Source organism: Eubacterium ruminantium, from assembly GCF_900167085.1.
Taxonomy (GTDB): Bacteria; Bacillota; Clostridia; order Lachnospirales; family Lachnospiraceae; genus Eubacterium_Q; species Eubacterium_Q ruminantium.
The window spans coordinates 107110-128596 of record NZ_FUXA01000008.1 but is presented as its reverse complement, the minus strand read 5'-3'; the positions used below and the strand labels follow the sequence as shown (position 1 = coordinate 128596).

The window sequence follows — 21487 nt, the reverse complement described above, 5'->3', positions numbered from 1 at the left end:
CGGTATGAGATGATCATCATGCCGGGTTATTTTCATGTATAGATTTTGTTGAGTTTATGTTGAGAAAATAATTTTTTTTCTATAAAATGAAGAAAATATCCATGACGTATATTGATATAATATTCATGATAAAAATAAAAATATCCATGACAGAAATGGATAAATCCGTGATGATAATCGGAAAAAATCATGATGAGAATATATACGATGTAAATCGATAAAATATCCATAATGGGTAAGGTGTAATATATGAATATAATTAATATAAGAGATTTAAATGATGAGAGACTCAGTCTTTATGCCAAACTGTCCGAGAATCAGCTTAGAAGATATTTTGAACCTGAGCCGGGAGTTTTTGTTGCAGAAAGCCCAAATGTCATCGAGAGAGCTTTAAATGCAGGATATGAGCCATTATCATTTCTGGTTGAAACAGAAGCTATAGATAAAGAAGCCGGAGTAATACTTGAAAAAGTAAGTAAGATATATGGCAAAGAAAAGGCGGAAGAAATACCTGTATTTGCAGCGGATTTCGAAGTATTAAAGTCACTTACGGGTTTCCCTATGGTGAGAGGGCTTCTGGCTGTGATGAGAAGAAAAGTCCTGTCTGATATAAATATTTTTTGCGAAGGAAAGAAGAATATAGCAGTTCTTTATGATATTGAAAATCCTTCAAATGTCGGAACCATATTTAGGAGTGCGGCGGCGCTTGGAATTGATGGGATCATTTTAACAAAGGGCTCGTCGGATCCTCTTTACAGAAGAGCGGCGAGAGTAAGTATGGGTACTGTTTTTCAGATTCCCTGGACTATCCATGAGCCGGATAAAAAAAGCGTGAACACGGACGACAGAGACGGACTTATGTTGAAATTAGCCGATCGCGGGTTTGTCACAGCTGCTATGGCTTTAAGTGATAATTCGGTTAATATCACTGATGAAAATTTTAAAAATTCAGAGAAGAAAGCGATAATCCTCGGAAATGAAGGAAAAGGTCTTCCTGAGAATGTGATAAGATCCTGCAACAATACTTTGAAGATTCCGATGTTCCATGAAGTTGATTCGCTAAATGTTGGAATTGCAGCGGCTATAGTATTTTGGGAAATAAATGAAAATAAAAAATAAAACGTGATAATACCCCTTGACATTCATGGGAATATTTGATAAAGTATGTAAGCGTGTTATTGAAGAGATACGCACGTGTTAACCTAAAAGTCATCAATTAACTTGGTGAGGGAATTTAGGCACTGGAGATGTACTCAAGTGGCTGAAGAGGCGCCCCTGCTAAGGGTGTAGGTCGGGTGACCGGCGCGAGGGTTCAAATCCCTCCATCTCCGCTATAACATATATTCCTCGATAGCTCAATGGTAGAGCACTCGGCTGTTAACCGAGGGGTTGTTGGTTCGAGCCCAACTCGGGGAGCTTAAAACTTACAATGTAAGTTTAAATATAGGCACGAATCCCGCTACGCGGTATTCATTCTGCATCGCAGAATTGTCGTGCTGCGCACGAGTATCCTCGTGATATTCGGATTCCAACTTGCTCCGCAAGTTTGAACTATGGCGCCATAGCCAAGTGGTAAGGCATCGGTCTGCAACACCGCTATCACCAGTTCAAATCTGGTTGGCGCCTCTCAAACCTCAGGAATGTTCCTGAGGTTTTATTTATAATTTGGAGAATGCTAATGGTATATAATGATATTCTTGAAGCAGTTGGTCATACACCAATGATACGTTTGCAAAGAATGGCTGAACCGGAAAGTGCTGAGATCCTTGTTAAGATGGAAGCATTGAATGCCGGAGGTTCTATTAAGACCAGAACTGCTCTCAATATGATAAAAAAAGCTGAAAAACAGGGGCTCATAGATAAAGATACTATAATTGTTGAGCCAACAAGCGGTAATCAGGGAATAGGACTTGCTCTTGTAGGTGCTGTAAGAGGATATAAGACAGTTATCGTTATGCCGGACTCCGTCAGTGAGGAAAGGCGTAAACTTGTAAAGCATTATGGTGCGGAAGTTGTCCTTGTTCATGATGAAGGCGATATCGGTGAATGTATAGAAGGATGCTTGAAAACTGCCATGGATATGAAGAAGGCCAATCCAAAGGTATTTGTCCCTCAGCAGTTTGAAAATCCAAACAATACATTGGCACACAAGAATCATACTGCTTTAGAGATAATGGAACAGGTCGAAGGCCCTATTCATGGATTCTGTTCGGGAATTGGTACAGGAGGTACAATAACCGGAATCGGCGAAGTTCTGAAACGTCAGTATCCTGATGTTGAGATTTGGGCTGTTGAGCCGGAAAATGCAGCCATACTTGCAGGTGGAACCATCGGAACACATTTGCAGATGGGTATAGGTGACGGAATCATTCCGGATATTCTGAATCAAACTATTTACGATCAGATATATATTGTTACCGACGAAGAAGCTATAGAAACTTCCAAAAGGCTGGCCAGAGAGGAAGGACTTATGGTTGGTATATCAAGCGGTACGAATGTTGCGGCGGCCATAAAGCTTGCCAAGAAGCTCGGACCCGGAAAGACGGTAGTTACAGTTCTTCCGGACACAGCTGAGAGATATTTCTCAACACCGCTTTTTGATGAGTGATTTATTTAAGTTATATGGAGTTTTATTATGTCTACAAACAAGGAAAAAATAGTTTTAAACGGAAAAGCGTTGAAAGATAATGGAGCCGTTGAAGAGAACAAGATGGGTGTAAAACCTGTTAAGAGTCTCATTATATCCATGTCACTTCCAATGATGATATCCATGCTGGTGCAGGCTTTGTATAATGTTACAGATACCATTTTCGTTTCACAGATAAATGAAAATGCTCTTGCAGCTTTAACTTATGCCTTCCCATTACAGATGCTTATGATTTCTGTGGGTTCCGGAACCGGTGTTGGTATAAATGCACTGCTTTCCAAAGCGCTTGGTGAGAAAAGATATGATAGAGCAAATAAAGCAGCCAATATTGGTCTCTTGCTTACTTTTATAAGCGCGGTTGTATTCATATTCGTAGGATTATTCTTTGCAGGTCCTTTCATCAAAGGCCAGATTCCTAAGAAGGTTTATGATCCACAGATTTATCAGTACGGAAAGACATATCTTACAATATGCTGTACACTTTCGATTGGTGTATTCTTCCAGATGACATTTGAAAGACTTCTTCAGTCAACCGGACGAACATTATATAGCATGGTTTCACAGGCAACAGGTGCCATAATAAATATCATATTTGATCCGATACTTATCTTCGGATATTTCGGTTTTCCAAAGCTTGGAGTTGCAGGTGCGGCTTATGCAACAGTTCTCGGACAGACAGTTGCAGCGGTCCTTGGACTGATATTAAATATAAAGAAGAATAGTGATATAAAACTTTCAATTGCAGCGGTATTAAAACCTGAAGCGGAAATCATCAAGAGAATTTATATAGTAGGTGTGCCATCAATCCTTATGATGTCAATCGGTTCAGTCATGAGTACACTTATGAATATGATCCTTGGAACTTTCTCAACGACAGCCACAGCTGTTTTCGGAATTTACTTTAAGCTTCAGAGCTTTTTCTTCATGCCGGTATTTGGTTTGAATAATGGATTGATTCCGGTACTTGCATATAATTACGGAGCGAGAAAGAAGGAAAGGATTAAAGAAGCGCTGAGCTTTGCTATGAAGCTTGCTATATCAATAATGCTGGTTGGTGTTATTTGCTTTGAACTATTTCCAAAACAGCTTGCGATATTATTTAAAGCCAAGGAAGAAATGCTTAAGATAGCAGTTCCGGCTCTTAGGATCATCTGCCTGTCATTCCCTATAGCGGGAGCATGTATAGCGATGGGAAGTGTGTTCCAGGCATTTTCAAAGAGTACATATTCTTTGATAATCTCAATCGGAAGACAGCTTGTGGTATTAATCCCGGCAGCATGGTTACTTTCACTTACAGGTAATGTAAATAATGTATGGTGGGCATTCCCGATAGCAGAAGGAGCATCACTTGTTTTATCTTATCTGTTCTATAAAATTATACATAAGAGCATAATTGATAAATTGTAATACCGGAAATGAAATAGATCCGGATATTACGATCGGAAATATAATTATTTAAAAGATCTCAAAGGGTGTGTGATATGTACCCAATGGGATCTTTTTATTATTTAAATCCCGAAAATCCCTATATTTTTATAATTTATTAAGCTTTTTTAATAAATGTGCAATTTATTTAATCATTTTATTACATAGTTTAATGAGCACTTTATTGTATTTAGAGCATACTTCTCTATAATATGCTCATGAGAATGGAAAATAGCTTGAGTCGCATCAAGAGGTTTTTGTTCGAAAAGGAGTCTATATGGAACAGTTAGAAGAAGAAATCAAGAAAGCAACAGCCGAGACATGGAAAAATGTTATCGAGACAGCTGAGAAGAATACTGCTATGGATGTTAAAGGTCTTGGATCCGGTGAAGGAAAACAGGGCGGAATTCCTGCTTTCTTTTATGCAACCCTTGCTCTTGTTATCATGGCAGCGGTCATGGGTTTCATCATAAAAAGATTATCGGGTATAGATAAAAATGAACCTGAAAGAAGTAGCGTTGTAGAAGCTGGAACTCTGAGCGAAAAGAATGTTGAGAGTAAAACCGAAACTGTCTCAGGAAAGAAATATTTCAGAAACAGTGAGAACACAGCTGCTTTAGGCGATGATAATAATATCAAAATGACGGATAAAGTAACTGAGGCATATAAGAGCGATGATGTTACTATTCTCAGTGATAAAGAAAAAGAAGTTTACAATATGGCTACTAAGGTGATAAACAGTATCATCAAAGAAGATATGACCGATCTTGAAAAAGAAAAAGCGGTCATTGAGTGGTTACATAAGAATGTTGCTTATAATCATTTAGAAGATGATAAGGAAATTTCTTTTTCGGATAATTTCAGCAGTCCTTACGTTGTTCTCAAGAACAAAAAAGCTTATCGAACAGGATATGCAACTACATTCAGGCTTTTTATGAAAATGCTTGGGATAGATTGTAAAATTCTTTTTAATGAGGATAAGATGCTTGTATGGAATGGCATAAGGATAGATAACAGATGGTATTATGTTGATGTATATGAGGAGTCTGAGAATCAGACACAGAAGTACTTTAACATGACTGACGAAGAAGCAAGAGTAGTAGGATATTAATCCTGTAATACCTTGATTTTTCTACATATCATCATATTAAAATCCCTGTTTTGGCAGGATTATAAACCGGAAAGTTATGTTATAATTTGATATAACAGTCTGCCCCTCCTTTGGGCCTTAAGGCTTGGGAGGGGTTTTTTACACTTTAAAATTATTATAAATAAAACGGTGGACAGAAGATAATAGCACTGATAGTTATACTAAGGAGGAAGCTTGGAAATGGAAAATACTAAACCGGGCAGAATTAAAAAGGAATTATTATTTGATTCATTTAAAAATGGAGAAGCTGTGGCAAATAAGAAAAAAGGTCACCTTCCACCTATGGGCTGGAACAGCTGGAACGCATTCGGAAGCGGCAATACAGAAGCCCTTACAAAGGCTATGGTTGATAAGATCGTTGAGCTCGGACTTTATGAATATGGATATAAATATATAGTGCTTGATGACGGATGTTATAAAGCAAACAGAGTAGATGGCCATTTAAGAAGCGATGAAGTTAAATTCCCAAGTGGATTCAAGGCTCTTTCTGATTATGTTCATGAAAATGGACTGAAGTTCGGAATGTATAATGATATCGGAACAAAGCTTTGTTCAGGACTTGAAGTGGGAACTGCCGGTTTTGAAGAGGTTGATACTAAGGATTATATCGACTGGAATATTGATTTTATTAAGGTTGATAACTGCTATTATCAGTGGGATAATGCAACATTTTCAGATCAGAAAAATGCCAGATTTACATTTGCACCTATGATCAGATCGGTTGAGATCAGCTCATCTGATAAGAGTTATACAAAAAAATATGAAGCTGTAAAAGACGGAATCATTACAGGTACAAGAGCATATGTGGAAAGAGAGTATGTAACAGGAATCGGTACATATGATGGTACAGGTCCGGATGCTTCTCCTGTAGGTGATATGAGCAGCGAACTTCATTTTGAAGTTGAAGCACCAAGTGACGGCGAATATGATCTCAAGGTTTGTTACAGAGCAGGATGTTCGGAAGGAAAGGGTGAATGGCTCCAGGTTGCAGTGGGTAACGGAAATGAGTTATTCTATGACGACCTTGTAAATGTAAAAGAAGAGCCTGCACTTTCAGGAATTCCTGATGTTTCGGAAGATTCAATTATTATTAAGGTTGTTCTTGCCAAGGGTAAAAATCTTCTTAGATTAATGAATCATAGAAGACAGGAGAATACTCTTATGTCTTATGCAACTATTCAGGAAGGATTTATGAAGGCAGCTCCTGATAATGACATAATCTTCTCTATCTGTGAATGGGGAAAGACTCAACCACAGAATTGGGGTTATAAGGTTGGAGATACATGGAGAATCCTTAATGATATAACATTCCAGGTTGGATCGGACGGAGATAAGGGACAGGCTTCCTGGGAAGGCGCATATACTACAAGCGTTACAGCACAGTACAATAAGGCTGTAATAATGGACGAGTTTGCCGGACTTGATAAAGGATGGAACGATCCTGATATGCTTATGATCGGCATGAACGGATTAAATGAAACAATGTGCAAGACACATATGACTATGTGGTGTATGTTAAATGCTCCTCTTTTCCTTGGAATGGACCTTAGAAATGTAAATAAGGGTGACGAAGTATTTAATATCATTACCAATAAAAATCTTATCGCACTTAACCAGGACAGCCTCGGAGTTCAGGCAAAGCGCATTTATACAACAAAGGCTTATACTCCTGATACAGCATATATAAGAGACAATGACAGAATCGATGTACTTGCAAAACCGTTAGGTGACGGAAGCATTGCTTTATCATTTGTAAATGTTGGAATGGGTGATAGAGGTGACGTGATCGAGATCGACAAAGAAACAATTAAAGAATATATCGGAAGAAAAATGGTTAATGCCGATAAATTCTTTGGAGCAGCTTCTTATGAAGTTACAGATCTTTGGTCAGGTGAGAAGTCAGTAGTTACAGATGGCATCTTTAAAGCAGGTGGATTTAAGGCTTGCGACAACGTAACTGTGAAGATAACACCTTGTGAGAACTAATATATTGATATAAAAGGATCATTTTAGGATCAAATGATATGTCAAAAGACCGGTTAAATTCGGTCATTATATTGGAACAATATATAGAGGTTTCATGTGAAAGTAGGAGAATTTATTCAAAACATTACAGGCGGCAAAGACTTTACGGTGCTTCGTGAAGAGGGTTATATCGAAGAACAGGACATACTGGGTAAAGATGAAATCCTCGACAGACGAACAGCGGCAAGACTTATGCATATATATATGAAAAAATATTTAGGTTTAAAAGATCCGACAGACATCTCGCAGGCATATTGCCTGCGGGATTTGTTTGATTGTAGAATCTGCGCGCAGCATATAGCTGTAATGTATGTGCTTGGAATCATGAAGGCGGTTAAGATAAATGACTTTATGATATTTGACAGCTTCGCAAAGGTTGAGGAGCAGGAAGCCGATAATTATATAAAAATGATGCTTCACAGATCAAATATGATGAAAATTTTGTGAATTTGCTTGCTTGAAGAGAGCATTGTGATATATAAGGGTAGTAAGGTTAATTTGTATTACTTAATATGGTATGAATGGTTAGTGTTTGGGATAGAATAAAAGTATAGGAGATTAGAAGTATTTAACATGGAAAATTCGGATAAATTATTGCAGGGCTTGACATCAAAAGAAGTTGAAGCTCTGGTTAGAGATGGTAAAACAAATTCTATTTCAAAACATTCGTCCCAGAGTGTTGCATCTATTATTCTTTCTAATGTAGTCACATACTTTAATGCAATATTTTTTGGACTTGCCTTTTTGGTCATCATGGTAGGAGCATATCGTAATCTTTTGTTCCTTCCTGTAGTTTTGGCAAATATCATTATAGGTATAATTCAGCAGCTTCGTGCTAAAAAGGTACTCGATAAACTTTCACTTCTTGATATAACAGAATATACAGTAATCAGAGACGGTAGAGAGACATCTGTCGGCTCTGAAAAGCTTGTGCTCGGAGATATAGTCATTCTACGTTCAGGGCAGCAGATACCTGCTGATGCGGAACTTATTGAAGGTAAGATTTCTGCCAATGAATCGCTTCTTACAGGTGAAGCCGATGAGATAGAGAAGGAAGAAGGCAGTGTTCTTATGTCCGGAAGTTTTGTTGTATCCGGAGAATGTAAGGCCCGTCTTACTCATGTCGGAGTTGATTCTTATGCAGCTCGTCTTACGGAAAAAGCCAAAGAAGTAAAGAATAAAAAGTCTGAAATGATCAAGGACATTGAGACGATCATAAAGGTTGCGGGTATTCTTATTATTCCTGTAGGTATCCTTATGATCATTGATTCTGTTGTTATAAACGGAAGAAATCTTCAAGATGGTGTCGTTGCTGTTGTTAGTGCAATCGTCGGAATGATACCTGAAGGACTTTATCTTCTTCTTACCGTTGCGCTTACCATGAGTGCAGCTCGTCTTGCCCTAAAAAAGGTACTTCTTCATGACATGAGAAGTATTGAAACTCTTGCGAGAGTTGATGTTCTTTGTGTGGATAAAACAGGAACCATCACAAGTGATGTTATGTCGGTAACGGATGTATTTGCTCCTAAAGGAAAAGATTTGGGAAAAGAAGCAAAGGATATTTTTACAAAATACATTCACACAGTTCCTGATACAAATATAACCATGGTTGCTCTCAGAAATTATTTTAAAGAAAATATCACTCTTGATACAACCGAGGTAAAACCTTTCAGCTCAAAAGAGAAATTCTCGGAGATAATCACAAAAGAAGCAACATACAGACTTGGTGCTCCGGAATTCATTCTGACAGAAGAAATTCTGAATGAAAATAAAACTAATATAGAGAAATATACAGGAAAAGGTGAGCGTGTTCTTGCCTTTATAAAGATAGATCAAATAGGAACAACTCCTATACTTTTTGTAAGTATCGCAAATGAGATCAGAGAGAACGCTCCTGATACATTTAAATATTTTGCAGAGCAGGGAGTTATCATCAAAGTTATTTCCGGAGATAATCCACTTACTGTTTCCAGGGTTGCAATGGCTGCAAATATAGAAAATGCAGATAAATTTGTGGATGCTTCCACTCTTGAGACAGAGGAAGATTATCTTGAAGCAGTTAGAGAATATACAGTTTTCGGACGAGTTAAACCTGAGCAGAAGAAGAGTCTTATAAAGGCTATTAAGAAGAACGGTCAGAAGGTTGCCATGACAGGTGATGGTGTAAATGATATCCTTGCCATGAAGTCTGCAGACTGCTCTATCGCTATGGGTGGCGGAAGTGATGCGGCAAGACAGGCTGCACAGGTAGTGCTCCTTGATTCTGATTTTTCACATATGAAGCAGATAGTTTCGGAAGGACGAAGGATCATCAATAACATGACAAGATCCGGTATTCTTTTCCTTTACAAGAATATTTTCTCATTACTTCTTGCTTTATTTACGATAGTATTATCAATTCACTATCCTTTAAAACCGACACAGATATCACTTATTTCGATGTTTAATATAGGACTTCCGGGATTCCTTCTCGCTATGGAGAATAATACGAGAAGACAGAGAGGACGACTTTTGACAAGAACATTAAGAGGAGCTATACCTTCCTCTGTCATTTCATTCCTCGCAATAGCAGTCTTTATGTATATAGGACCGAAATTCTTCAATCTTACGGACGATGAGATGGGAGTTGCAGGAACTTATTTCCTTTCTGCAGTGGGATTTGTCCTTTTATGGAAGCTTATACATCCATTAAATAAATACAGAATATTTGTATTTGTTCTCTGCGTAACAGGAATGGTTGGCAGCATAATCGGATTCTGGAATATCTTTATAATGGCCGAAGTTACTGTAAGAGGTACATGGATATCGGTAGGTTATGCTCTTGCGGGAGCACTCCTTATGAGATTGATTCTGAAGATCATGGCCAAAATGCAGTTGGAAAAAGTGGTAGTATGATATATAATCGTGGTATTGCGATAACGAGTGTTTCTTAGGAGATAAGGAATGCTTCGCGAAAAAATAAAGGAAGTTGAAATAATGAAAAAATATTTAATAGTCTTTTTAATTTCAATGGTTCCGCTTATTGAACTAAGAGGAGCAATACCATATGCAGTTTTATATAAGCTTAATATGCCTACTTCATATATAGTGGCAATTATAGGAAATATGCTGCCGGTACCGATAATCTTTTTCTTCGCAAGAAAGGTACTTTTATGGGGAAAGGATAAACCGGTTATAGGAAAATTCTTCACATTTTGTCTTACAAAGGGTGAGCATGGCGGTGAAAAACTCAAAGCAAAAGCAGGAAAAGGTCTTTATATAGCATTATTTTTATTCGTTGGTATTCCTGTTCCCGGAACAGGTGCATGGACAGGAACTCTTGCAGCAAGTATTTTGAATCTTGATTTCAAGAAGAGTGTTACAGCGGCTATGGCGGGAGTTGTTTTTGCCGGAATTATCATGGGACTTTTCAGTAAGGTAATATTCTCGGTAACAGGCATTATCTAATAATCAATTAAATCAGCATTATATTTTAATTAGTATTATCAATAGTTTAATAAAATAACAATAGGATGCTAATTCTATAAAGCTAAAAAGAATGTATAATTATAGCTATGACGTCATTAAAATAAATTTAAAAGGGCATATAATAAATAATGAATAAATTTGAAAATAATAATGGGCAGAATTCCAATCCTCTATATTATGAGAGTAATTATGGTGTAGACGAAAAAAGACAGGATATTGAAATGGGGCAGATGGTGATGGGAGTTACCGGAACAACAGGAGGTCGTGGTAGTAATCCTCAAACACCGTCGGGAGACAGTAGAGCACCGGAAATAAAAGTTGAACCAAGAAGAAATCCTAAGAATCCGGAACAAAGAAGACCGGTTAGAGCAAACGGTAAAGGTGTTCCTCAGAAAGCTCCGCAAAATGGTCGACCAAGAACAGAAATGAAAACTGCCGGACGTGTTCCTGTTGCGGGTAATGCTGCCGGAGAAAGACCTGTCAGAAAACAGGCACCAAGACCAAATGAAGGTCAGCCAAGAAGAAGTAATCAGGCTAATCCTTCGATAAATAGAAAACCTCAGGATGTGAGACGCGAAGCAGCAGCCTCACGTTACGGAAAAAATACAAAAGATAATAAAAAAAGTTCAAGTAATAATAGCAAGATGCTTTTAACGATTGCTATAGGACTGATGGTAGTAAATGCAGTTTTTCTTGCTGTCAACATTACGGCATATAAGAATAATGCCACAGAAAAGAAAATTATTCAGAGACAGTATTCCGAAAAAGAGGCAGATCTCGTTGTGAGAGAAACAGATGTTTCGGAAAGAGACAAAGAACTCTCAAGTCTTAGCGAAGAACTTGAACAATATAATACAGAAGATGAACTTAGATCATCTATTAAAAGTGAATTCTCTGATCTTTCGGAAGAAGATCTGAAAAAGGTTTTTGAGATTTACGGAAATCTTTCAAAGTATCCTGAAGATCTTATAAGACTTTTACATAAGAATCATGAAACACTTAATTATGTATATGATTACCCGGCCAACGGACAGAAGCCTGTAAATAATGATATTTCAGCTGAAATGAAGGATGTTGAAGCCGGTAAAGTTCCTTTATTCCTCCAGTGGGATGAAAGATGGGGATATATGAAATACGGTGATGGATATATGTCCAATAACGGATGTGGTCCGACATCACTGTCCATGGTTGTTGTTTATCTTACAGGAGACAGCGATTATACGCCTGCAAAGATTGCTGAATTTGCTGAAGAATCAAATCTCTATGTTGATGGTGCGGGAACAGCCTGGTCTTTATTAAGTGAAAAATGTACTGTCTTCGGAGTATATGCCGAAGAAGTCGGACTTGATGAAGATGCTATGGCCGAGGCAGTTACAAATGGTCATCCTATCGTTGCCTGTGTAGGAGAGGGTGATTTTACAACAGGCGGACATTTTATAGTAATTACAGGTTATAAAGATGGTAAATTTACTGTTAACGATCCAAACTCTGTGATAAGAACCAATAAAACATGGGATTTTGATACTCTTAGTAAGCAGATAGATGGAATATGGGCTTATTATAAGTATTAATTTATAGAAGTGGAAATCATATAACCCCCATTGATGGGAAAGATTATATTTCTGTAGAAAAACATTTAATCATTTAGTGAAGGAAAGGATTAAAGGGTGGATTTATGGGGTTAAAGTTAAAGGACGAAGAAAACTATCTCGAAAGTCAAAAAGAAAAGGATGAAGAGACGCTTGAAAAAGGTCTGAATGAAATGGCGGAGATACCGCTTATCAAGACAACGGACGTAGGTCAGTACACCAAAGGACATGAAATGACCGATATAATCATCAAGGTTATTGGCATTGTTCTGGTTGCGGCGCTTTTGGTGGGAGCATATTTCCTCTTTTTCGGAAAGAAGGATACGGATCTTAAAGAGTATGTAAATTATGATACGGATGCTATTGAGAAGAAGTTGAATATAAAACTTACTCGAAATGATGAGACTTACAGAAGAGTAAGACAGTATTCAAATGGTAAGGTCACTACAGACGGAAATGGCGATTTAGCAGTTCTCTACCTTGATGGTAAGCAGTTCGGAATACATGTAGACAGCGACAAATATTCATTATACGGAATGAAAATAGGGGATCCGCTTAATAAGAAAGTCAAAGGTTATGATTATGAGACTTCTTATAGTGTATTGAATGATATATTTAATGGTCAGTCGACATCATATTTTTATATAAACGAAACAAATAATGACTGCCTTGAACTGACTTATAATGATACATCAGGAAGAATTGTTGCCATGACATATTTTAATGATTACAGAAGAATGAGTGAAAGACTCTCATTTAGTGATGATGAATAAGAAAATAAAAATTATAACTACCGGAGGAACCATTGCATGCCACGAAGGCGGCAATGGTTTCAGGCCGGATGTTGAAGGAGATAATTTAATAAACAGATTATTATCCAAGGATTTTCCGGAGGCGGAAGACATCAGAAAGGCTGCAGATAAAGGCGAGATTCGTTTTGATTTCTGCAGCCTTATGTGCATTGACAGCTCGGATATGAGAATAAGGGATCAGGTGAAGATTGCTGAGGAAGTCAGCCGGTCATTGGATGATTATGACGGTATTATCATAACTCACGGAACGGATACAATGGCTTATACTGCAGCGGCTTTATCAGTGATGCTAAGAAATGTTCCGGTGCCGGTGATACTCACGGGCTCACAGCTTTCCGTGGATGAAGAAGGAACGGATGCGTCAGTAAATTTCTGTGATTCCGTAAGGGCGGTAATGAAGGAAATAAGAGGCATATACATTTGTTTCGGCGGATATCTTATTGACGGACGATATGCAACAAAGGTTGACTCGGATGATCCGAATGCATTTGTATCAACAGATAGGGCATATATTTACAACATAAATGACCTTGAACTGTTAATAACTAGGCATGAATTGTTGATGGAGAACGAGACAAAAGAGGAATTCTCATTTAAACCTCTGGCGGAAAAAGAAATACTGTTGATAAAGATGCATCCGGCTTTCTCGGGAAAGGTCCTGAGAAATATGTTGGGATCCGGATGCGAGGCGGCAGTTATAGAATTGTACGGAAAGGGCGGTCTGCCTGCGGGAGATGAAGAATTTCTCAGCGTGATAGAGGACTACATCAAAAAGGGAATGAGAGTCTTTGTTATATCACAATGTATTTACAGAGATACGGATCTAACCAGGTATGAAGTCGGAAGAAAGCTTTTGGCAAAAGGTGTGGAAGTAATTAAGAATTATTCAACGGAATATGCTATTATGTATGCTGTAAGTTCAGTTGAATAATGCAGATTGGAGATTAGAGGTATGAACAAAAAGCAGGTTATCATTTCGGGGGCAGTACTTCTGGTACTGGCGGTGGTTGTATTTATCGTAGGTTTTTCTCTCGGACGAAGCGGTGGAGAGAATGATAGCAAAGATAAGGCCGGGGATGATAAGAAGGTAGTAACGGAAAAGGTTGAGGAAGATAAAGACCTTACCGAAGACAGTGAAGATGATAAGAATTCTTCGGAAGAGACAGAAAATCCAACAGAAGAAGTAAAAGTTAAGAAGAAAAAAACCGGTGCGGTAAGCAAGCTTGATACAGGAAATCTTTCCGAAACCGGAGATGGATATGAAGGAACCAAGGGAACAGGTAAGTTTAATTACGGTGAAGCGCTTCAGAAGAGTCTCATTTTTTATGAACTTCAGCGTTCAGGTGATCTTCCTGAAAAGGTAAGATGCAACTGGAGAGGTGACAGCGCTCTTGATGACGGAAGCGATGCAGGACTTGATCTTACAGGCGGATGGTATGATGCTGGTGATCATGTTAAATTTAATCTTCCTCTTGCATATACAGTTTCTGTTCTTTCATGGTCATTATATGAAGATAGAGATGCTTATACAGAATCAAAGCAGCTTCCTTATATCGAAGGCAACATCAAATGGGGTGCTGACTATCTTATGAAATGTCATCCTGAGAAAAATGTATTTTACTATCAGGTAGGTGACGGTGGTTCAGATCATTCATGGTGGGGACCGGCGGAAGTTCTTCCGGTAGACAGACCTTCATTTAAGGTTACAAAGGATAATCCGGGATCAACAGTGACAGCTGAGTCGGCAGCGGCTCTTGCGGCTACTTCAGTTGTATTTAAGGATTCGGATAAAGACTATAGTAAGAAATGTCTTGAGCATGCAGAAGGACTTTTCAATTTTGCATATGAGACCAAGAGTGATTCGGGATATACAGCTGCTAATGGGTTTTATGATTCCCACAGCGGATTTTATGATGAACTTGCATGGGCAGGAGTATGGCTTTATATGGCAACAGGCAACAAGGATTACCTTAAAAAAGCCGAGGAGTGCTATGATAAGGGCTGCCAGGATTATAACTGGGCTATGTGCTGGGATGATGTGCATATAGGTGCAGCGGTACTGCTTGCAAGAGAGACAGATGATAAGAAATATAAAAGTGCGGTTGAGGAACATCTTGATTATTGGACGACAGGAACCGATTCAGGTGAGAAGATAACATATACACCTGACGGACTTGCGTGGCTTGATCAGTGGGGTTCTCTCAGATATGCGACAACTACAGGTTTTGTTGCATCGGTTTACAGCGAATCAAAGATGTGCCCTGCAAAGAAAAAAGATGCTTATTTTAAATTTGCTGTTTCACAGGCGGATTATGCACTGGGAAGTACAGGATTTTCTTATATGATCGGATTTGGTGATGAGTATCCGAAGAGTCCTCATCATAGAACAGCCAATGGTTCTGCCGTAAATAATCTCAATGATCCGAAGGAAGCAAGACATACTTTATACGGTGCCCTTGTAGGCGGTCCTGATTCGAATGACGGATATACGGACGAGACTTCAAATTATACAACAAATGAAGTTGCCTGTGATTATAATGCAGGTTTCACAGGACTTTTGGCAAAGCTTTACAGTAAATATAAAGGTCAGACCATTAAGAATTTCGGTGCTGTTGAAGAGATAGATGAAGAAGAAATGTATGTTGAAGCAGGCGTAAATGTCGAAGGACAGGATTTCGTTGAGCTTAAGGCATATATTTATAATCAGTCGGCATGGCCTGCAAGAAGTGCAGATAATCTTGAATTAAGATATTTTGTAGATCTTTCGGAAGTTTATGCAGAGGGCAAGAAGGTTGATGATATTGAGATTACAACCAATTATATGCAGTCAGGAGAGGTTGTAGGATTTGTTCCGTTTGATGAAGAGAAGCATATTTATTATCTTTCCGTAAAATTCAGCGACGGAAATCTCTATCCGGGAGGACAGGAGCATTATCGTCAGGAGATACAGGTAAGAATGCGTAATCCTGAGGGAGCCTGGGACAATGAAAATGATCCTTCTCATAAAGGTTTAAGTCTTGGAAGCACAACTGTTTCAGAAGATATTGCTCTTTATGAAGACGGAAAACTTGTATTCGGTACAGAACCGTAAACTCGGAATATACAATCGAACGAAAGATTATGATTAATATAGCAATATGTGATGATGAAAATAAAATACTCGCGGATATATCTAAGAAGGCTCAGAGTATCTTAAGTGATGCTTCGATATCAACATATAGTGAAGGAAAAAGTCTGTTAAATGATATGATGGATAAGTCCTTTGATATAATACTGCTGGATATAGATATGCCTGAGACAGATGGTCTCATGGTAGCAGAATTAATTCAAAAAATGGAGTCAAAGCCACTTATTATATTTGTTACCAGTCATGATGAGCTGGTTTATGACAGTCTGATGCTTCATCCTTTTGGGTTTGTCAGAAAAGCATTTGTAGACAAAGAGCTAAAAAAGGTATTAGAGGATGCGGCTGATGAAATATCATCCAGAGATAAACATTTTTTATTTCATACATCAGCTGGAGATATACGTTTGAAGCTGGGTGATATCTTGTATTTTGAAGCTTCCGGGAACTATATAAATGTGTATACTGCCCTGCAGGAGTATAAGTTTAGAGAGACTCTTCAGGCGTTGGAGAATTCACTTGGCAGTGATGGTTTTGTAAGAGTTCATAAAGGATTTCTTGTAAATTCAGAAAATGTAAAGATAATCAGATCGGACAGTGTAGTTTTGGTAAATGACATATGTATTCCCTTTGGTCGCAGTTTCTGTGATTCTGCAAGGAAAAGGCTTATGAGGAGTATGATACATTGATAGGAAAAAAACGTGAAAAGCTAAAAACAGAGGAACTGGAAAGAAGGTATGATGAGCTTTATTCAAAGTACTCAGAGCTTCAGTTTGCATTTAATGAGATAAAGGTAAATGCAGATAATATCGAGAAGCAGGACGAAGAAATCAGAAAACTTCATGAGCGTATGAGAAGCCTGAAGCATGATATGAAGAATCATCTGATGGTTATACTGTCTTATCTGAATGATGGTGATGATGCGTCAGCCAGAAAATATGTCTCGCAGATAATAGATAAACTGAATTCTATACATAGTTATATTGAGACAGGAAATTCCCTTTTGAATCATATCTTAAATGAGAAGCTTAATGAAGCGCGCAGTAAGAATATCAGGGTTAAGGCTGAAGTGGAAAATCTTGCCTTTGAAAGAATGCAGAGTATGGACTTTTCGGCGCTGCTCACGAATATGCTTGATAATGCCATTAGGGCATGTCTTATGGAAAAGGATGAAAAAGAGCTGATTATTAAAATATCAAAAAATAAAGGCTATGAAACAATAGTAATAAAAAATGCTATAACATGTTCTGTTCTACAGGATAATCCGGAACTGAAAACTACAAAGCAGGAAAAAGAAGAGCATGGAAAGGGAGTGCCGCAGATAAAGCATATTGTAGAGAAGTATGAAGGCATATGTGACTTCTATGAAGAGAACGGTTACTTCATTTCCTGTGCGTTTATCCCTATATAGATACTGTTTATCCCACAACCCTTGTAAAGAATAAATACAAGGGTTATTCTTTTTTTATCGATCGAGGTTACTATGATTAATTTTGAAAATGTATCCAAATTCATAATATCAGATCTATCGCTGAATGTCCCTAAAGGACAGGTGGTTGGCGTTATAGGCGACACAGGCTCCGGAAAGACAACATTTGTGAAGCTTGCAAGCGGACTTCTTCTCCCTGAGTCAGGAAGAGTAAGCGTAATGCATAGAGATCCTCTCGTAATACGCGGAAAGAAGAATTCAGATCTTGGGGTATTTATAACAGGAGTTCCATTTCTTAATAATGAGGACAGCGCACTCACGGGTATGGATATGCTTAGAACTATGTATGCTATATCCGGGAATGAGTATATGAATACTTACAAAGAACTGGCTGAAAGGTTTGGATTTAAGAGTTATGAGAAAGAAAAACTTAAAGATCTGTCAGCAGGTCAGAGACGAAGAGTTGAACTTGCAGCCGTAATGTCCATAGAGCCTAAGTTGGTGATCCTAGATGAACCGGATGTAGGACTTGATGCTGAGGGAAGGCAGATACTGGATGAATATGTGACAATGAAAAAGAAACAGGGAGTTACATTTCTTATTACATCTCATAATCTGACAGGACTGTCTCGCATATGTGACAGGATAATGATTTTGTCAGAAGGAAAATGTATATTTTACGGAAGTGAAAGGACTCTTAGATCTGAGCAGCTGCCGGTAAATAAAATGACAGTTTCTTATGATGGACCTTTCCCAAGTATAGATGATCTTCCGATTGTGAGGTATATTTTGGACAAAAATCAGCTCATCCTGGAATATAACACAAGGTTCATAACTGCTTCAGAAATATTAAATGTATTAATAAAACAGACAAAGATAATGGATATAAAGATTAGTAAACCTGATCTGGAACAAATAATTATAGACCTGCATAACAAGGAAAGAAGAAGAGGATAGAATGAGTTTTATAAAAGTAGATAACATTTGCAAGAAATACAGAGTCAGTAAGAGAGGCAGCGGTATTCCCGGAATGGTTGCAAATCTTTTTATGCCGAAGTATGAGAATAAGGAAGCGGTTAAGAATATCAGCTTTACGATTGAGAAGGGCGAAATGGTTGGATTTGTCGGACCAAATGGAGCCGGGAAGTCAACTACTATAAAAATGCTTTCGGGGATTCTATATCCTGACAGTGGAAGTATCAGTGTAGATGGAGTTATTCCCTATAAACAGAGAAAAGAATATGTCGGGAGAATCGGAGTTGTATTTGGACAGAAGTCTCAGCTTCAGTGGGATCTTCCGGTGATAGACAGTTTTGAGCTGCTTAAGGCAATCTATAGTGTTCCGGATGATGTCTATAAGAAAAATCTGGACAGGTATACTGAACTTCTTGATATGAGTAAGTTTCTTAAGCAGCCGGTAAGACAGCTTTCTCTTGGACAGAGAATGAGAGCAGATATAGCCGCAGCTCTTCTTCATTCTCCGGAGATTGTTTTCTTCGATGAGCCTACCATTGGAGTTGATGTTGTGGGAAAGGAAAATATCCGAAGCTTTATCAGACAGTTAAATGCTGAAGATAAGGTCACTATGATTTTTACTACCCATGATATGCAGGATATAGAGAAGACATGCCGGAGGCTGATTATTATCAATAAGGGCACTAAAATATACGATGGATCGCTGGATAGAGTAAGGAAGCTCCATGGTTCATCAAGACAGTTAGATGTGATTTTTGCAAATGATGAAAATATTTGTCCTATTCCGGACGTGGAAATCCTGGAAGTTGATAAGAGACATTGTCAGCTGATATTTGATAGAAATAAAGTTCATATAAATGATCTGATGTCATATCTTCTTTCAACATACAGTGTTAAGGATATGAGTATTGCGGAACCGGATATAGACAGTATCATCAGAAAGATATATAGCAGGGATAAGGTGGCATAATGAGATTTGGAGCATACCTCGCATACGCGAAGAAAACATTTCTTGGAAAAAGTGCATACAGATTCGATCATCTGATGGGAATCCTGTCAACAATTTTGCAGTTCTTTATCTTTTATGAGATATATAGGACTCTTTACGGGACGGGAGGAAGTGTGGATGGAATTACCATGTCTATGGTAACTACCAATTTCGTTCTTTCTCTGGGACTTAGTACCATATTTTCGCCAAATGATTACTTCCTACCCGGGAGGATCTGGGATGGCAGTATCTCTACAGAACTGCTTCGTCCTATGAGCTTTAAAGGAAGAATGATAGCTGAAAATGTAGGGGAATCATTTTTCAATCTGGTATTCAAATTTATTCCGGTATTACTTATTGCTGTATTTACGACAGGTATGGAGAAGCCTGCAGGAATAATAAATATGGTTCTTTTTGTTTTAAGCGCCATTCTTGGTTATGGAGTTCTTTGGACCATCAGTTTTCTGGTGCAGATGACAGCCTTCTGGCTGATAAATATATGGAGCCTTATCACCATTAAGGATGTTTTTGTAAATGTATTATCAGGGAAAATGATACCCCTCTGGTTTATGCCCATATGGATGACGGGGATTCTGAAGTTTACTCCCTTTGCATCCATATATTTTACTCCGGTAGAAATCTATCTTGGGCAGCTAACCGGAAGGGAAACTATAGTTAAATGTTTAATTCAGATAGTCTGGATAATAATTATATATATAATCGGAAACATACTATGGAACAAGGGACAGAAGAAACTCGTTGTTCAGGGAGGATAAGTAATTGGGCGATATGATTCATTTAATAGCTGTATATAGTAAGACAACTGCAAAAGCCTGGTTCCAATACAGAGTTGATGCTTTTCTCAAATCGCTTGCAGTTTTCCTGAGAGAAGCAACAGGTATAATAGTGATATATTTTACACTGCTTAAGTTTGACAGCTTAAATGGCTGGAATATCTACGAAATGTTATTTCTCTTCAGCTTGCTCTTTCTGACATATGGAATAATGATAATCTTTTTTACAGGACTTAGGGATTTCGGAAAAACAGTAAGGGATGGAAGTTTTGACAGATTTATGCTCAGACCACGTGGGCTTCTTTTTCAGATAATCTTCGTAAATGCAGACTGGTTTGCGGCTATAGGACATGGAGGTCTTGGAATTACACTTTTTATTTTCTCGGCAGGAAAGGTTGGGATAAGCTGGAGTGGGGCAAATATCATTTATTATATCATTACTGTAGCAGGTGGTGTTCTGATTCAGGGAGCAGTATTTCTGTTCATCGCAACACTGAATATATTCCTTCTTCAGACTGACAGCCTGAAGGAGATGCTCTATTGGGATATGCGAAAGTTCGCAGGTTATCCGATAAGTATATTCAATAAGCTGATTCAGACACTTATGATATATATAATGCCATTTGCATTTGTGAATTACTTTCCTGCGCAGTATTTCCTCAGAAAAGAGGATATGGCAGCATATCCGGAAATATACATTTATCTCACTCCGGTTGTAGGTGTTGTAATGTATATAATCGCATATCTTTTTTGGAGATACTCCATAAAGTTTTATAAAAGCTCAGGTAATTAATCTGTTATGTCATATTATCTTTTTCCTGTAAGCTATTTGGTATTAGTAGTAAATCGGAAGAATCCATAGATTACCGGGGAGAATAATTAAATAATTAACAGCGTTACGACGTCTACGAGTAGAAATACTTGTAGGCGTTTTTTTCCTTATATTTTCCCTTATGACTTTCGTGACTTGATATTAGATGATATAATCTGAAATAACATCGATTGAAAAGTAAGTAAAGAATTCATTCGATAAATTGAGAATGATCATAGTTTACATATTA

The 21487-nt window shown here is 38.0% G+C and carries 18 protein-coding genes and 3 tRNA genes; all 21 read left to right on the top strand.

Features of this window, described 5'->3' with window-relative positions; translation table 11 throughout:
• The first annotated feature begins 249 nt into the window (after nt 1–249).
• Nucleotides 250–1119, top strand: coding sequence for a TrmH family RNA methyltransferase (locus tag B5D25_RS07135; protein WP_078787271.1), 870 nt, complete (start codon nt 250–252; stop codon nt 1117–1119).
• Nucleotides 1120–1243: 124 nt separating this feature from the next.
• Nucleotides 1244–1331 (top strand) — tRNA-Ser (locus tag B5D25_RS07130).
• Between the two features lie 13 nt (nt 1332–1344).
• Nucleotides 1345–1416 (top strand) — tRNA-Asn (locus tag B5D25_RS07125).
• A gap of 139 nt (nt 1417–1555) precedes the next feature.
• Nucleotides 1556–1626: transfer RNA gene (locus tag B5D25_RS07120), tRNA-Cys, on the top strand.
• 52 nt (nt 1627–1678) lie between these two features.
• Nucleotides 1679–2608 (top strand): cysteine synthase A, encoded by a 930-nt coding sequence (gene cysK, locus B5D25_RS07115; RefSeq protein WP_078787270.1) that lies wholly within the window; start codon nt 1679–1681, stop codon nt 2606–2608.
• Between the two features lie 27 nt (nt 2609–2635).
• Entirely contained in the window at nt 2636–4054 is a 1419-nt protein-coding gene (locus B5D25_RS07110) for an MATE family efflux transporter (RefSeq protein WP_242870205.1), read from the top strand.
• 295 nt (nt 4055–4349) lie between these two features.
• Complete coding sequence (locus B5D25_RS07105; protein ID WP_078787269.1) at nt 4350–5183, top strand: transglutaminase domain-containing protein; 834 nt, start codon at nt 4350–4352, stop codon at nt 5181–5183.
• Between the two features lie 219 nt (nt 5184–5402).
• Nucleotides 5403–7208 (top strand): alpha-galactosidase, encoded by a 1806-nt coding sequence (locus B5D25_RS07100; protein ID WP_078787268.1) that lies wholly within the window; start codon nt 5403–5405, stop codon nt 7206–7208.
• A gap of 96 nt (nt 7209–7304) precedes the next feature.
• Nucleotides 7305–7694, top strand: coding sequence for a hypothetical protein (locus B5D25_RS07095; RefSeq protein ID WP_078787267.1), 390 nt, complete (start codon nt 7305–7307; stop codon nt 7692–7694).
• Nucleotides 7695–7820: 126 nt separating this feature from the next.
• Nucleotides 7821–10142: an HAD-IC family P-type ATPase gene (locus tag B5D25_RS07090; RefSeq protein ID WP_078787266.1), complete on the top strand. Its 2322-nt coding sequence runs from the start codon at nt 7821–7823 to the stop codon at nt 10140–10142.
• 48 nt (nt 10143–10190) lie between these two features.
• Entirely contained in the window at nt 10191–10694 is a 504-nt protein-coding gene (locus B5D25_RS07085; RefSeq protein ID WP_078787265.1) for a COG2426 family protein, read from the top strand.
• A gap of 149 nt (nt 10695–10843) precedes the next feature.
• Nucleotides 10844–12286, top strand: a complete 1443-nt coding sequence (locus B5D25_RS07080) for a C39 family peptidase (RefSeq protein WP_078787264.1) — start codon at nt 10844–10846, stop codon at nt 12284–12286.
• Nucleotides 12287–12390: 104 nt separating this feature from the next.
• Nucleotides 12391–13077: a hypothetical protein gene (locus tag B5D25_RS07075; RefSeq protein WP_078787263.1), complete on the top strand. Its 687-nt coding sequence runs from the start codon at nt 12391–12393 to the stop codon at nt 13075–13077.
• Nucleotides 13067–14047 carry an asparaginase gene (locus tag B5D25_RS07070; protein ID WP_078787262.1) on the top strand — a complete coding sequence of 327 codons (981 nt, stop codon included), beginning with the start codon at nt 13067–13069 and terminating at the stop codon, nt 14045–14047. Before B5D25_RS07075 ends, B5D25_RS07070 begins: the two co-directional genes overlap by 11 nt.
• A 21-nt stretch (nt 14048–14068) precedes the next feature.
• Nucleotides 14069–16207, top strand: a complete 2139-nt coding sequence (locus tag B5D25_RS07065; protein WP_078787261.1) for a glycoside hydrolase family 9 protein — start codon at nt 14069–14071, stop codon at nt 16205–16207.
• Between the two features lie 29 nt (nt 16208–16236).
• On the top strand, nt 16237–16929 hold the full coding sequence (locus B5D25_RS07060; protein ID WP_078787260.1) for a LytR/AlgR family response regulator transcription factor: 693 nt from the start codon (nt 16237–16239) through the stop codon (nt 16927–16929).
• A complete protein-coding gene (locus B5D25_RS07055; RefSeq protein ID WP_078787259.1) occupies nt 16926–17651 on the top strand; it encodes a sensor histidine kinase in 726 nt (241 codons plus the stop codon). Before B5D25_RS07060 ends, B5D25_RS07055 begins: the two co-directional genes overlap by 4 nt.
• 72 nt (nt 17652–17723) lie before the next feature.
• Nucleotides 17724–18626 carry an ATP-binding cassette domain-containing protein gene (locus tag B5D25_RS07050; RefSeq protein WP_078787258.1) on the top strand — a complete coding sequence of 301 codons (903 nt, stop codon included), beginning with the start codon at nt 17724–17726 and terminating at the stop codon, nt 18624–18626.
• 1 nt (nt 18627) lies between these two features.
• The gene (locus tag B5D25_RS07045; protein WP_078787257.1) at nt 18628–19614 is read left to right on the top strand and encodes an ABC transporter ATP-binding protein; all 987 of its coding nucleotides are present in this window, start codon (nt 18628–18630) and stop codon (nt 19612–19614) included.
• The gene (locus tag B5D25_RS07040) at nt 19614–20408 is read left to right on the top strand and encodes an ABC transporter permease (RefSeq protein ID WP_078787256.1); all 795 of its coding nucleotides are present in this window, start codon (nt 19614–19616) and stop codon (nt 20406–20408) included. The genes B5D25_RS07045 and B5D25_RS07040 overlap by 1 nt, the downstream gene beginning before the upstream one ends.
• Before the next feature lie 13 nt (nt 20409–20421).
• A complete protein-coding gene (locus B5D25_RS07035) occupies nt 20422–21219 on the top strand; it encodes an ABC transporter permease (RefSeq protein WP_242870210.1) in 798 nt (265 codons plus the stop codon).
• Nucleotides 21220–21487: the final 268 nt, after the last annotated feature.